The organism is Gottfriedia sp. ABJ_BB2_2, assembly GCF_055484705.1.
The window spans coordinates 80,548-96,715 of record NZ_JBVFKR010000011.1 but is presented as its reverse complement, the minus strand read 5'-3'; the positions used below and the strand labels follow the sequence as shown (position 1 = coordinate 96,715).

Below are 16,168 nucleotides of genomic sequence, written 5' to 3'. Positions count from 1 at the left end.
GGTGAGGACAAGGAAAATGTTATCAGTAAAAACATATGTAACAAAAAATGGGATATGGTTTAACGATCCTTTACCAGAGTCAAAATATCCTCTTTATTACGAGGAATTTTGTAAAAATAATACTAATATTTATAACACCTTTAATGGTGAAGATAGAATATATGGTTTTGTAGACATACAATATAACAATCAAACTATTATTGGTAACCAATATTTTGGAACAATAATTGATATGTGGTTTGTATATTTTCAATTAGTAGAAGCTTATTTAAAGAATGGAGAAGGACATGAATTCTTTCCCGACTTTTATTGCGATTTAGTATTAAGGACGAATAAAAATGAAGGATTTACCTTATTAGTTGGTAATGAGTCAAACGATTACGAACTTGATCCAAAGGTATTTTGTAAAGAGGTTATTAAAGCTGCTAAAGAATTTTTTGAAACTTATTATTTGGTTACAAATGATACTGTTTTTAATAAATATATTAAGGAATCAATTCAACCTTTATTAGATTCATTAGAATAGGTTTCAATTGATTTAAATACTAATTAACTTCTTTTCAATGCTGAGAGAAACAATCAAAAATTAACTGATAAATTTTTGATTGTTTAAATGGAAGTATTAATACTAAGAATCAAAAATGTTTATCAAAAGAACCCCAGTTTATTATTTTGGGGTTCTTTTGATATTTAATAAGTTGATTTAAGTCTTTTTCATATTTTCACAGGAAACAAAGGAATTAACAACTATTTGAAATACATTTTATTTACTTCATTTAATGTCAAATATAGGTCTTCCATATTTATATATATTCTCCCTATAATGTCCAGCCTGTTACTGCAGATGATTTATAGGTTCTAAAAGCTCTTGATTTATGGTACAACTCTAGAAGTGTGATTGATGTAATTAGTGACGGAGTAGGAGTTATTATGTAAATAAATGGTGTGAAAATATGAATGACAATCAAAAGAGTTTCTTATATTCTTAGACAAGTCGAATGAAAAATTTGAAGAAGATATTGAAGAAGAACTTAAAGCGAAATTAGACGAAATAGTAAAACGCTTATTGAACTAACGGATGCGTTAGTTCAATAAGATATTAACTTTGATAATAAATAGTTGGAGGATTCTACTTGGAAAATATAAGAAAAAAAGCATACAAAGTATTAGTTCACCAATCATTATTAGATATAAAAAATTGCAATGATTCTGCAGATGAGATTTTTCATATAGCCCATACTTTTCATCACCTTACTGAGGCTTTGGTTGAAGATTTTAAAGGATATAATGAAGAAGAGTTTTGGAGAAGAATAAGTTTCCTTGAAGAAAAATTTGGATTAAAACATTATAGAAGAATATTTGAAGATACAATTGAAAGAGATATTTAAAGATTTTTTATATTCCTTATGCAACTAACTGGCGCGTTGGTTATATAAAATGTTCGACCGTTTCGGCGGTCTTTTTTGCTGTACCTGACATTGTAGTTAGTTAAATATGGTAAAATAATTTTTGAATCGTTAAGTCAAAAAATGTGTGAAAATAAAGGGATTTTATATATGAAAAAAAAGAGAATAATTTATTATGCAATTTTTACATTATTGTTTGTTATTATATTTGGTTCGGGGCTTATTAGAGAGCCAATAAAATTTGCAGAAAAAACAGTAGGCATTCACGTAAGACCTGGTTATATGCCGATAAAATATACTAAAAGTTATGCTACTACAAAAGGTTGTGGTAGAAACTGTGACATTATTAAATTAGTTTATAAGAATTCTGAAGAGGAGATTACAATAACTGCCTCTGAAAATACAAGTTCGTTTAAAGATCCGAAATGGAACAAGAATAAATTAATTCCAGGTACAAAATTCTATTATCACGAAAAATCCAGCGAGCAATTATTAAATTGGAAAAATAATAAAAAAGAATTAGAAATTGAGCTAAAGTACAAGGGGAATACAAGATTTTCCCAAGATAAACTTATAAAAATAGCGAATTCAATAAATTAATTTTGCATATCGCTTATTTAACTAACTGGCGCGTTAGTTGAAGACCAAAAGCAGTCAATGGCTGCTTTTTTAATTATGAATTTGGTAGGAGAGTTGAACAAGGAGAATAACATAATTGGTAAAATATGTTATATTTGGTGGGTGGTTAATAATTATTAGGAGTCGTAGAACAATGAAATTATTTATGAAAATTGTCTTAGCTATAGCATTTTGTCTGTATCTTGTCGCCCTTACAAATCAAATACTATTTAAATATGTTTCTCCATCAGAAATAATCAGTCATTTCAATTTTAACAATATGGATGAACGGTGGCATGATCATAATTTTATTCCTTTAAAAACTATTATTTATTATTTGTTTTTAGCAACATAAATTTAAATATAAGGATTACAAACTTAGTTGGAAACATTATAGGTTTTGTACCTTTTGGTTTCATCCTTCCAATATTATTGAAAAGGTTCAAAAATTATAAAGTTATCGTTATTGCAACTTTTAGTTTAAGTTTAACTTATGAAGTAATTCAGCTATTATTTGATTTTGGAAGTTTTGACATTGATGATTTAATTTTAAATACTTTTGGAGGGTTATTAGGTTATATACCAATTAAACTCATTCAATTAATCAATAATTCAAGGAAAAACCATCTAAAAATAACCACTGATTTATAAAAAACATGATTAACCTTATTCAACTAACTGGCGCGTTAGTTGCACATCATCACGAGTCGCTTCTGTGACTCTTTTTTTATTTAATTAAATTATGCTTAAGCTTAAAATTCTTTTTTTATTCAACTACAGGCGGTTAAGTTGAAGTTGTGGTTATGGTTAATAACAAAAGGATCCAATTGAGTTGCCTGCATATAATTTGGATTAAGTAAATTAATTATGGGAACGAACTGACTTCATTATTATTCCTTAGATGTAGAGCAAAAACAAATTGAAATATCTCAAGAAAGAAAAATTATTGCTTCTCAGAACTTTAATGAGAGTTGAGTAATTTACTTTTATTAAAAAAGGTTATCTATAAGTCGGTGTTGACTTACAGTTAATCCTTTTTTAATTTGGGTATTTCCGAACTGACTCCAATAAAGTTTTACTGAATACGGATATCTAAAAATTTAAAAAATGCAAAAAATGTTGAAAATTATAAATTATGTGTTAAATTAGTACTTAGTTACTATATAATGGTAATATTTTGTAAATTGGAGGAATTTGAATTGTGAAAAAAATTTTTGCATTAATTTTATCGATATTTATGATTGCTACATTTCCGCTAAACTCATTTGCTAAAACTTATTCTAATGAATCTAGCAAAGGAAAAGATCTCGATTTTTTAATTAAATATAAGGATCAAGATCAAAAAGCAAATATAGAAAAAGAAATCTTGAAAAAAGGGAAAAAAATAGAAAAAGAATATAAAAAAAGTAAGCTAATAAAAGCAAAATTATCAAAGGAAGAAGTAGTTGAACTAAAACAGAGTGGTTACGTAGAATTTATTGAACAGGATTTTCAAGTTGAAGCACTTGAAGAGATTACTCCTTGGGGAGTTAACAAAGTTAATGCACCTATATCATTTAAATCAAATATTACTGGTCAAGGTGTTAAAGTGGCAGTATTTGATACTGGAATTAGTAATCATTTAGATTTACAGATTAAGGGAGGAGTTTCATTTACAGAGAATAATAACAATTACACTGATGATAATGGTCATGGTACACACGTTGCCGGTATAATTGCTGCTTCACTTAATAACAAAGGGATAGTAGGTGTTGCACCAAATGTAGACCTGTATTCTGTAAAAGTACTAAATAGTTCAGGGGTAGGAAATTATTCTTCGATAATTGAAGGAATTGAATGGGCTATTGAAAATGAAATTAAAATTATAAATATGAGTTTTGGGAGTACAAATTATTCTCAAATTTTAGAGGAAGCGATAAATTTAGCACACGAGAACGGGATTCTTATTATAGGATCTGCAGGAAATAATGGAAAAGACAATAATAATAGTCTAGTTTATCCAGCTAAGTTTGAGAATGTTATTTCAGTAGGAGCTACTGATGAAAAAAATGCACGTGCGGCTTTTTCAAGTATTGGTCCTGAATTAGATCTTGTTGCGCCTGGCGTTAATATTAATAGTACTTTAAACCATGATAATTATGGGATAAAAAATGGAACTTCCATGGCAGCACCACACGTTGCAGGTGTTGCAGCTCTTTTATGGAGTAAAAACTTAAATGTAACTAGTGATACAATCAAAGGTCTATTATATTATTCTGCAACTAATCTAGGAGACCAATCTTTTTATGGTAATGGTTTAATAAATGCTGGGTATGCACTTGATATCTACGACGAGTATATAAAGGATTATTCTGATGTACCAGGTAAGCCTAAGAAGAAATTAAAACCTAGACTCGTGAATAAAAAGAAAAATGGTAATAAAGAAGAAGATTTAGTTTCGATAAATGGAACGGAAGAATCTTATGTAATACAAAGTCCTAATCCTTACGCAAATAATTATAATAATACCTGGAGAATATCAAAATCTGGAGCCACAGGCCTAAGAGTATATTTCGAATACATAAATACTGAAGCTAATTATGATGTTATAGAATTAAGTAATGGTCAGAGTTTTACAGGTACTTATAATGGGGTTTGGAGTAACTGGGTAACCGGTTCATATGTTGATTTAACTTTCAGGACTGATGGATCAGTTACAAATCAAGGGTTTAAAGTAAGTAAAATAGAATATTTACTCCCAACTGGGCAAGTAGAATCATATAGTCTTACCAGCCCAAATCCTTACCCAAATAGTTATAGTAATTCATGGTCTATTAATAAAACAGGTGCTTCGAAAATAAGAGTACATTTTAGTTATATTGATACAGAACCTAACTATGATTTTGTTACCACAAGTGCTGGAGATCGTTTCCATGGATCACTTTCTAATGTTTGGAGTAGCTGGATGAATAGTAATAGTATCTCAGTTTCTCTAACGTCTGATTCATCGATTCAATATAATGGATTTAAAATTGATAAAATCGAATACATCAATAACGGAGTTACAGACGATTATGGAAACATTTTGAATGAAGGATATACTGTTGGTCTTAATTCATTAATAAACGGTAATATAAATTATGCAGGCGATGTGGATGTATTTAAATTCACTCCACCAAGCTCAGGAAAATACACATTTGAAAGTACAGGTAGTACTGACACGTTTGGTGAGTTATATGATTCAATGGGAAATTTGATTAATAGTAATGATGACGCTAAAGCACCTAACTTTGCAATGGAATATAATCTTAAAGCAAATGAAATGTACTATATAAAAGTTAGACATTATTCAAGTACCCAAACAGGTGCATATGGTTTTTTAATTACAGTTAGTGATGATCATGGGAATAGTGAGGCGCAAGCAACTACAATTAATTTAGCAACACCATTAAATGGTGCTATAGATTATGCCGGAGATGTTGATTATTTTAAATTTATCCCAGTCGTCACTTCAAACTACACCTTTGAATCATCTGGAAGTACTGATACTTACGGTCACTTATATAATACTTCGGGTCAAGAATTGGCTAGTAATGATGATGATGGAGATGGCGCGAACTTTTCTATGAAATATTCATTATCTGCAAATCAAACTTATTATATAAAAGTTAGACACTATAATTCTAGTTCCACAGGAGCATATGGAATTTCTGTTACTCAAGATGATCATGGTAACAACTTTGATACTGCAACATATATTTCTACAGGTATCGATGTTTCTGGCAATATTGAAAAGATAAATGATACTGATTATTTTAGATTTACTATTGGTAGTGGGGGAACCTACGTAATTGAGACATCTGGCAACACAGATACCTATGGGGAACTTTATGATATTAATCGTAATTTAATTGAAACTAATGATGATGGTAAGAGTTCAAACCTTAGATTTGTAAAAGGGTTAACTAGCAACCAAACTTATTATTTACAAGTAAAATATGCTAACAACGAAGGAACTGGTCAGTATAATTTAAAAGTTTACTATTTTCCAGATGACCATTCGAATTCATTTGAAAACGTAGCTACTGTACAGACCGGGAATACAAATTATGCATCACTGAATTATGAGGAAGATATCGATTTATTTAAGTTTACTCCAAGTACAACAGGAATTTATTCAATTAAGACTCAAAGTAACCTTGACATGTATGCTGAATTATTCGATCAAAATTTAGCGAATATTGAATATAGTGATGATAAATCTGATACTGATACAAGTGTAAATATAATAGTAAGATTAGAGGCTAATTCTACATATTATTTACTTTTATCAAATAGTGAGGGAGAGGAAACTTTAAATCCGACCGGTAGCTATACGTTTCAAGTAACATATACTGGAGATGATCATTCTAATTCTAGTATGTTAGCAACTCCAATAATTAATGGACAAACACTAGAGGGCTCTATTGAAACTGAGGGTGATGAAGATTATTTTGTTTTTACACCAAATATAAGTGGAAATTATTCAATAGAGAGTTTAGGGGACATTGATACAGTTGGTGAATTAAGAGATTTAAATAATCAATTAATAACTTCAAATGATGATTACAATTCATTAAATTTTAAAATGACAACTTATCTTAATGCTAATACGCAATATTATATTAAAGTAAATCACTACATTTCTTTTGCAAAAGGTAATTATCAATTAAAAGTAAATCTATTAAACTAGTATAAAGGAGAAATATATGTGTTGTTCGGTTTTAAAGAAACTAAGTATTCTTATATCAGTATTATTTCTTGCTATAAGTTTGTATCCGAATAAAAGTTATGCAGCTTGGGAAGGTGCATGGTTTGGTACGAAAGTCCATACAGAAGTTACAAAGTATTTTGCAGCAAGTAATCGTTTATTAGGAGATACTAAAAAAAGTGGAAAAGGTTTACCTAAGCTTCCAAATGAAAAACTTCAAAAGCCGGATTTACTTATTGAATATTATAACGATACTACATCGGCTTCTATTTATGAAATAAAGCCATATTCTAACTATACTTCGTTTAGTAAAAGAAATTTGGCAACAGATCAACTTGAAGGATATGTTAACCAATATAATAAATATCCAACATTAAATGGTAATCGTAGAGCTGGAAAGGGGACTTTATGGAATCCAGCCGGTACAGCAATACTAGTTCCAGGTTCAGGTGAGTTTGCCGTTTTATTTACTAACTATAGTCAGAATCCTGGATTGATATTTTATAATAAGATAAAAGCAAATCCTCCAAAGTCGAATTATTATACTGTACCATATGTTATCAAAGATGCAGAAAATAAAGACTATACTGTTTATGCCAAAGATATAAAAAATGGTTTAGTAATTGCTGCTTCTGTTGCAACAGGTGTAATAGTTGTGGGTTTAGTTGTAGCAGGAGTTCTGACCTTTGGAGCTGCTTTGGTTTCAGCAAGTGCAATTACTGCAGCAGTAGTATTAGCTTCTAATGGTATTCGCTATGTACCTGGAGCAAATGAAATTTTAGATGCCTCTATTGACTAAGGGAAACTTACTTTATACAATTCTTATTAGCATTAAAATAAAATTTAAGTAAATATTATATAATTCATATATATAATAATTAATTGTAGAAATGATACTTTATTGTTTTTTGTATCGTTTCTACATTTTTTATTCATAAAACTTACAAACTTTATTAATAAAGAAAGAGTGATTAAATGAGTAATTCGCTTTTCGTTATATTAATTGAGAATAATCTAGTTGATACAAAAAAACTAACTATGTTTCTAAATAAACAACATTCTTCAGGGTTACTTTATAAATTAAATGAAAAATGGATAGTTTTAGAATTAAATGATTACATCTATGAGTTTGAGGCAATATCTTTAAGTTTGTCGGAAAAATATAAGGCTAAGATAGTTCCTTTTTATGAAAGTGAAGATTATGGATGGGGATTCAAGTATTATAATCAAGGAAAAGAATTATTTTCCCTAGATGTTGATATTATCCAAAAAGAAGGTTCTAACATAGAAATAAAAGGTACTATTGAATTATTGAAAGACTTAATACCAAATGATAATTTTAGGTTTGAACTTATAGATTATAATAAACTAAGTGATTTTCTATTTTTAAAAAAATTTAAGGATACAGTTCAAATTAGTCAATTAACCAAAAACATACTTAATGAAAATGAACAACATGATTCATTAGTTATCCACAAATTTGGAAAAGAAGCTAAAAAAATAAATGTAAGAAAAATAATTCTAGATTCACTTCAAGACAAATTAGGAGAATTAAATTTTTATTATAATAAAAAATATACGAATAATTATTCTCTAGGAGATTATTGTTTTTTTAATGAAGACAGTGGATATCCTATAGGATTAAAGATATATATAACAGAAAATGAAATTGGTTTTTATGTTCATACTCATCGGACAGTATATAATCTTTCATATGAAACGAGTGAACTAACCGACGGTAAGTATAGATTTTTTACAAGTGGTTCACATCTAAAGTATATTATCAAACATCACTTAGAACATTTTAAAGGAATTGGATTAGATTTAATTAAAAAGGATCGATATGTGCCATTTAATATGTCTAAGGCCACAGATGAAATAATTTCCTCTGAATTAAGCAACTTTAATTTTATTAAGAAGATAGATCATAACTCTTTTCAATGTGAGAATAATGTAGAATTTACCAATAATAGCGTCAGTCTTAAAATACAATATTACCCATTTGTACCGGGGTTTACAATTTATCTTCTTAAAGAAAATAGAGATATGAATATTACTGAATTACTAGATGAATATAAAATGATGTGGATAGGTTTTCTTAATAAGGAAGAATATAGTCAAAAACTTAAAAAAGTCATTAATGAACTAATTGAAAATGGACATCTAGAGTATGCAAAAAAGGGTCTTTCTTAAAGAATAATTGGTACCTTTAAAGGTAAACAAAATACGTGTCTAGTATTTACAAATATTTTATATATATCTATATGTAAAATATCGGGACAAACCCGTAACAAACAAATTACACCTGTAGTCTGTCTATTACGGTTTTTTTTGTTTTTTCTAAGGAAGGTTCAAAAAGGAAACGGGTTTTCTAGAATAAGAGGAAATTAGATATCTAAAAACAAAGAAGAAAAGTTATATTCTTTTTATCGAGTCTCATCTTAGATGCTAGTTGTCATGAATATTAATGTTACAACACGAGATCGAATAAACGAAGTTAACTAAACCTATTATAGTTAATTAAGAAGCTATGTAAAAGTAGCTTCTTTTTTGTATGTAATTAAGTAGTTGAAAATAAAAAAAGTTTTATATCATTATAACTTTCCTAAATTTTCTTATTGTATTTAATATTGAAAATAAATAAACTATAAAGGTAGTTTTACAATACATAGACGGAGGGAAGACAGAAGACAAGTTCAACCATAGCAGAAATCAACAACAGAGGGGTAAACAACATGAGTAAACGTTTTATGAAAAGTTTCTTTATCAGAGTACTTCTAACTGTATTTGTTTTGAGCATAATACCACCTAAAAGCTTTGCAACTTCAACAACTATACCTGTAGAAAATGCAGATGCTAAAGTAATCAAAACAGATCCAGAGCAAAATAGTAATTTACAAACTGGAGAGCTTGTTGAAGAGCGTACAGCAAACACAAAGACTTTCTATAATGGGAATGGTAAATACACTAAAAAGATTTACTTTGAACCTATACATATGCAGGAAGATGGAAAAGAAAATTTTGAAGAGATATCTCCAGAATTAACAAAAGACGATACTAAAACAAACATAGTTACTACTGAAAATACTGTAGTTGATACAGAGTTCCTCAAAACGATGTCAAATGGTAAATATGCTAATTTTTCATACGAAGGGCATTCAATGTCACTATCAATATTGCAAGCATCAGGAGAAGGTAAAACACCACTAGAAGCAAGTGATGTAAATGCTCAATTTGTAGAGGATACAAATAAAATTGTCCATGAAGACATTTTTCCTCAAATTGATTTGCAAAACTTCACATTCAACCAAAATACTAAAGAAGATTTAGTTTTACATGAATATAATGGATATCATGTTTTCAAATTTAAGATACTCACAGACTTAAAAGCTGAAGTAGATGAATCTGGTAATATTCTAATGAAAGATGAAGAAGGCAATAAAGTGTTTGATCTACCGAAACCATATATGTCTGATTCAAACATTGACTCGGAATCGGGAGAGGCTTCTACATCAAGTGATGTAGATTTTAGCATTGACGAAACTGAAGAAGGATATATCCTAACTTTAAATGCGAATGCTGATTGGTTAGCTAGTCCGGAACGAAAATTTCCAATTTTTATTGATCCGTCATTTTCCGTAACAAACTCATATGATGCTTTTGTAATGGGTGCTTATCCAGATACAAATTATTCGTCAACTTCAAGTAAATGGGATTCAGGTTTAAATCAATATGTCTTAAAGGTTGGAAATTATGATTCTACAACAGGTAATAGTCAAGCCTTTTTAGCTCAACCAATAGATAAATTCGTAGGTTTGAATATTACAAGTGCAACATTCAATGCGTATGTAACACATTCAGCATCCAGTACGGCAACTGGACTATGGATTAATAGGATAAATGAACCGTGGTCTGTTTCAGGAGTTACTTACAATAATAGACCAGCATCTGCTAATTTTGATAATGTATCAGTTAAAGCAGGTGAATGGGCTACATTTGATGCTACCTATACGTTGAAGAGCTGGTTAAATGGAACAAATTCGAATTACGGATTTATGCTCCATACAAATGGAAATGGTCAGTCCTATTGGAAAAAAATTGTATCAACATCTAACTCTAATTTAAATCCATATATTTCAATTAATTATACCATTCCAACTCCTGTTCTAAATGTAGATTCATTAAAGACCTATTATAACGCGGATGGTACTGGATATTTTACACTTAATTGGGATAAACCTTCTGCTGGTGCGAAAGGATATAATGTTTGGATTTATAATGGTAATGGATATCAATCTTTTAAAATAGATGATGGAAATATAACAACATTCACTACTAAGGGCAAAAAAATCTGGCCATCGAAAGATCAAATAGATGCAGGAAAAAAAACACTATATACAGATGGAGTAAGCGGGCAAGAGTTTCCAACTAATCCCGATTATTTGTATGCTAAGACCGGTGGTGCGTATCCAACAACAAAACATTATTGGTTTAGAATATCTGTGATTTATGCAGATGGTATTGGTGAAAGTGATATGTCGAATGCCTTAACACCAACAATCTTTGATAAACCACAAGCACCAATCGGAAAAGCATTTACTAATATGGTTTCAGAACAATCGGGTTATGTAAACTTAAATTGGAATAAAAATCTTGAGGCTACTGGTTATAAAGTTTATATCTATAATGGTAAATCTTACGAGGCATATGATGTTGAAAATTCCGACACTTGGACAACTCAAAATAAAGGTATTTGGCCACTTCCAGAAGAAATTCAGGGACATACAAATGTACCTTTACACCATCCGGTAGGTGCAAATGATACAAACTATGGTGGAACAGAGTTACCGTTAGATCCATCACCACTATATAGAACCTATGCAACATCTTATCCTAATAATAAAAATTACTGGTTCAGAATAAGCCAATATGATGAGCATGGGGAATCTCCTTATTCAGCTACGGCATATACACCTACTATAGGACAACCAGTACCATTCTTAGGTATTGAAGACTATTGGACATATGTTGATGTACCAAGAGGAAGCGTAAACGTAGGAACAGGAAACTATGTAACATCAGAAATTGATTTTTCATTAGATGGTAGAGGTCCAGGGATAGAGGTTTCTCGTACTTATAATAGCCAATCTAATGTTACAGGAGTATTTGGTTTAGGGTGGCATAGTAATCTAGATAGTTCGATACAAGTTGATGGTACAGATTTAATTTATACTGACGATGATGGTACAATACTAAGATTTACTAAAAATACAACTGGACAATATGTTGCACCACCAGGAACATACCTTACATTGAAAGATAATGGTACTAATTATACATTAGAAGATACTAGTCAAACAATAATCACCTTTGATTATTCTACGGGAAAAATAAAAAGTATTACTGACAAACATAACAATAAAACAACATTTGTTTACACAGGTGGAAAGTTAGTCACTATTGAGGATGCAACTGGTCGTAAGGTCAACATAGGATATAAGACAACAAGCGGTTTAACTGACCTTATAGATACAATTAAGTATTCTACACGTATAATTCAATATGAGTATAATAGTAGTAAGCTTTTAAGTAACGTTCAAGACCCAGAAGGTTCTATGACTGAGTATCAGTTTGATAGCTCAAAAAGATTAAACAAGATTATTGGTCCAACTGATGGAGAACCAATTGTTACTCAAATTGATTATCAAATTGACAGTGAAAAGGTTGAAAAGGTTACTGACCCAAAAGGATACGTTACTTCTTTAAAGTACAATGAAGATAACAATAATTTAACTGTTACATTACCAAGTTTGAAGCAAAACCAATATTGGTACAATGCTAATGCTAACCCGACCAAAGTAATTGAAGATGTTGGAGGATTAAATATTACATCATCAACTAACTATGTGAATAATAACTTGGAACAGTCAATAAATCCACAAGACTATAGTGAATCTAAAATTAGTGAATCATATTCCTATGATGAGAAAGGCAATGTTAAAACAACTAATACTCATTACGGTTTAGAATCTTTTACTTACAATAATGATAATAATTTAACAAATTATAAGGATACCGAAGATAAAACCTATAGAACATCATATGATTCAAAGAAAAATCCAATTTCTTCATTTGATACTACTAATGCAACTGCGTCAGGAAGTGTCTATGATGTTTATGGTAATGAAGTTGAAAGTGTTGAATCGTTAAGTGCAGCATCTAACTTACTTATCAATAGTACCTTCGAAAATGGTACAAATGGATGGACCGTTTTCAAAGCAAATGATAGTGGCACTATGAGCATTGATACAATTGGCTCCGGGAACATTGGAGGAAATAAGTCTATTAAATTAACAACTAAATCTACGTCAACTACTGCAAACCAGTTGGGGTATATTTATGTTCAACAATCTGTAAATAATATAAAAGAAAATACGAATTATACAATTAGTAGCAAAATTAAAACCAATTTAACAGAAGCACAAGCTTTTTATAATATTTATTTTTATGATGCTAGTGGGACTAAGATTACATCCACTACCAATAGAGTAAGTCAGTTAAAAGGTGAGAAAGATTGGACGAATTTACCTTTTACATTTAAAACTCCAACAGGAACAACTAAAATTGATGTATACCTCCAAGTGGATCACTATACATCTACTGCAAGTGGTGATGTATGGTTTGATAATGTTCAACTAGAAAAATCAGAATTTCAATCACTTTATAATCCAGTTGTAAATGGTGGGTTTGAAAATTTAGTAACTAGTTGGTCTGGTGCTGGGGGGACAAATGAATCAACTGATGTTTTTGATGGTAGTAGTTCATTAAAAATTGTACGTGTGAACTCTTCCCAACCATCAAGTGAATATAAGCAAACAATTATAATTGGTCAGAAAATTACAGAGAAACCATTAGAATTAACACTTACAGGATTATCAAAGTCTCTAAGTGTTTTGGCTAATGGAACTAAAGACTCTAAGGATTTCACATTAAAGGCAACTGCTAATTATACTGATGGGACAAACAAAACATTCTACGCAAACTTTACAGACGGAACGAATGAATGGAACAGAGTATACCAATCTATCAATACAACGGACAGTAAACCGATTGATAAGATTGAATTATCAATTGTGTTCGGTGGAAACTTTACAGGTACTGCATGGTTTGATGGCATTCGTTTAATTGAAAGTAATCATGTTTCCAAAACAAATTATACTTCTGATGGAAATTATGTTCATGAAATTTTTGATCCAACTAATGCTACAACAACTTATGATTATGATAGTTTCGGTAATATTTATAGCGCTATAGATTCACTAGGAAACACAAAGTCTTATGAGTATTATAATGATAATCAAATTGAAAAAGTAACATATGCAAACGGTGGTTCTGTGCAGTATAGTTATTATCCAAATGGATTAATTAAGAATAGTACATTTCAATCTGACGATCCATTAAAGTCAGCACAGGTTTATCAATATAGTTATGATAAGAATGGTAATCTAGAGAATATCGTTGATTCTATGGGTCTTAAAACGGTAAATCTATATGACAAGAATAATAATTTACTTAAATCAACTTTACCAAGTGGTATAGTTATTGATAATACATTTGACGGTACAAATAGGTTGAAAACTACTTCCTTTAATACAACAAAATACTTTGAGTACGAGTATGATAATGATGGTTATGTAACTTTTATTGATAATTATCTATTTCATCAAAAAGTTACTAGAATACTTGACGATCAGAAAAGGCTTGAACTGTTAACGGATAGTAGAAACGATAATCAAATTTCAGGCACTCAATCTTGGGATTTTGATTCAGATTCAGATAAATTAAATAGCTCTTCATTTACACGTGGTTCGATTACAGAAATGACTAGTTATAGTTACAATAGTCTTGATCAAAATACTACAGTATCGAGTTCAAATAAGAATTTTAAATTCTATTTTGATGAATTTGGAAACGTAAACTATTACTTAGCAGGAAACAACTCGTATTCGTCTTATCAATATAACAATCGTAATTTTGTCGATTCATATAAGGTTCAACTTGAAAATGGAACGACTATCTTAGATGAATCATATCAATATGATAAAAATGGTAATCGTACGGAGATCAGTAAGTCAGGTAATGTAAATATTAAATATAGTTACGATGAAATGAACCAATTAGAAACAGAAGAATTTGATGATACACTTAAAGAGTACTTGTATGATGACTATGGAAATCGTACAAAGGTATCTATAACTAAGAATAGCACAACAACTCATACGAACGCTCAATTTAATGATGCAAATCAATTAATAAATTACGGAAATCAAATTATTAGCTACGATTTAGAAGGAAATCGTAAGCAAGACGGTAATTATGTTTACGGATGGAACCTTGCTGGACAATTAATTTCTGTCAAGAAAATAGGTGATAGCTCTCCTTTTGCAACTTATCAGTACGATGAACAAGATCGTAGAATTCAAAAAACAGTTAACGGGAAAGTAACAAATTATTATTATGACGGAGATAGTAATAATGTATTATATGAAACTGACAGTTCAGGGATTGTACTAAGATCGTATATTTACTCTGCAGATGGTTATCGTCTAGCAATGAAAACTCAAGGTCAAATTTTCTACTATCACTATAATGGTCATGGAGATGTAGTTGCATTGACTGATGATAGTGATGCTATAGTTGCAACGTATTCCTATGATGCATGGGGGAATGTAATTTCTTCAACTGGAACAGGTTTAGCTGTTGAAAATCCATTTGGATATGCTGGATACATGTATGATAAAGAATTAAAGATGTATTATCTAATTGCAAGATACTACCAACCAGAACAAGGTGTGTTTTTATCATTAGATTCGGATCCCGGTACTGTAGATAATCTAGCTTCACAAAATGGTTTCACATATGGTAATAATAATCCGGTTATGTATTTTGATTTTGATGGAAACGCAGCACAGAATGATGGACAAACTACAGGTGTTGGTGGTATTTCAGGTGGAGGAGTTGTAGCTGGAGGTGCAGGCTATGGTGCAAAGAAAGCAATACAATTAGCAGGTAAAAAGATAAAAAATGGAATAAAAACGACTTATAAAGTTGTGAAAAATGCTTTTAAGGGTAAAGTAAGTGCGGAAGATATAGTTTTTAGTGATAAATTTAAAAAAGCAGCTTATAAAAATCAAGTTTCTGACCGTGGATGGACTAAAGCAAGTATAGCAAAAGTGATAAATAAACCATATAAAATTTCTAGTGCGGTAAACAAATATACAAAAAATAAAGTTACAGTTTACTTTAAAGATAAAACACACTATGTAGCAGTTGATAATGGTACTAAGAAAGTAATACAAGTCTCTGATTTGAATAAATCAAATTGGAAATTTGATCCTAATTTTTCAAAGTAGGT

General features: G+C 30.1%; 8 protein-coding genes. All 8 read left to right on the top strand.

All coding sequences use genetic code 11. The annotated features are described in order from the left end of the window. The first annotated feature begins 16 nt into the window (after positions 1 to 16). The 8 genes from ACX6U0_RS18510 (at position 17) to ACX6U0_RS18475 (ending at position 16,166) form a co-directional block, all read left to right on the top strand. The gene (locus ACX6U0_RS18510; RefSeq protein WP_464961342.1) at positions 17 to 526 is read left to right on the top strand and encodes a hypothetical protein; all 510 of its coding nucleotides are present in this window, start codon (positions 17 to 19) and stop codon (positions 524 to 526) included. Positions 527 to 1,133: 607 nt separating this feature from the next. After that, entirely contained in the window at positions 1,134 to 1,388 is a 255-nt protein-coding gene (locus ACX6U0_RS18505; protein WP_464961341.1) for a hypothetical protein, read from the top strand. 168 nt (positions 1,389 to 1,556) lie between these two features. Beyond that, positions 1,557 to 2,006: a hypothetical protein gene (locus ACX6U0_RS18500; protein ID WP_464961340.1), complete on the top strand. Its 450-nt coding sequence runs from the start codon at positions 1,557 to 1,559 to the stop codon at positions 2,004 to 2,006. Between the two features lie 369 nt (positions 2,007 to 2,375). Then, the gene (locus ACX6U0_RS18495) at positions 2,376 to 2,675 is read left to right on the top strand and encodes a VanZ family protein (protein ID WP_464961362.1); all 300 of its coding nucleotides are present in this window, start codon (positions 2,376 to 2,378) and stop codon (positions 2,673 to 2,675) included. 550 nt (positions 2,676 to 3,225) lie between these two features. Continuing rightward, positions 3,226 to 6,735, top strand: a complete 3,510-nt coding sequence (locus ACX6U0_RS18490) for a S8 family serine peptidase (protein ID WP_464961339.1) — start codon at positions 3,226 to 3,228, stop codon at positions 6,733 to 6,735. A gap of 16 nt (positions 6,736 to 6,751) precedes the next feature. After that, positions 6,752 to 7,552, top strand: coding sequence for a hypothetical protein (locus ACX6U0_RS18485; protein ID WP_464961338.1), 801 nt, complete (start codon positions 6,752 to 6,754; stop codon positions 7,550 to 7,552). Between the two features lie 176 nt (positions 7,553 to 7,728). Beyond that, the gene (locus ACX6U0_RS18480) at positions 7,729 to 8,946 is read left to right on the top strand and encodes a hypothetical protein (protein ID WP_464961337.1); all 1,218 of its coding nucleotides are present in this window, start codon (positions 7,729 to 7,731) and stop codon (positions 8,944 to 8,946) included. A 542-nt stretch (positions 8,947 to 9,488) separates the two neighbouring features. Further along, the gene (locus tag ACX6U0_RS18475) at positions 9,489 to 16,166 is read left to right on the top strand and encodes a DNRLRE domain-containing protein (protein ID WP_464961336.1); all 6,678 of its coding nucleotides are present in this window, start codon (positions 9,489 to 9,491) and stop codon (positions 16,164 to 16,166) included. Positions 16,167 to 16,168: the final 2 nt, after the last annotated feature.

Bases quoted from the DNA above. Each gene is read 5' to 3' on its own strand.
- ACX6U0_RS18485 (WP_464961338.1), top strand. From the start codon at position 6,752: ATGTGTTGTTCGGTTTTAAAGAAACTAAGTATTCTTATATCAGTATTA.
- ACX6U0_RS18510 (WP_464961342.1), top strand. From the start codon at position 17: ATGTTATCAGTAAAAACATATGTAACAAAAAATGGGATATGGTTTAAC.
- ACX6U0_RS18480 (WP_464961337.1), top strand. From the start codon at position 7,729: ATGAGTAATTCGCTTTTCGTTATATTAATTGAGAATAATCTAGTTGAT.
- ACX6U0_RS18475 (WP_464961336.1), top strand. From the start codon at position 9,489: ATGAGTAAACGTTTTATGAAAAGTTTCTTTATCAGAGTACTTCTAACT.
- ACX6U0_RS18500 (WP_464961340.1), top strand. From the start codon at position 1,557: ATGAAAAAAAAGAGAATAATTTATTATGCAATTTTTACATTATTGTTT.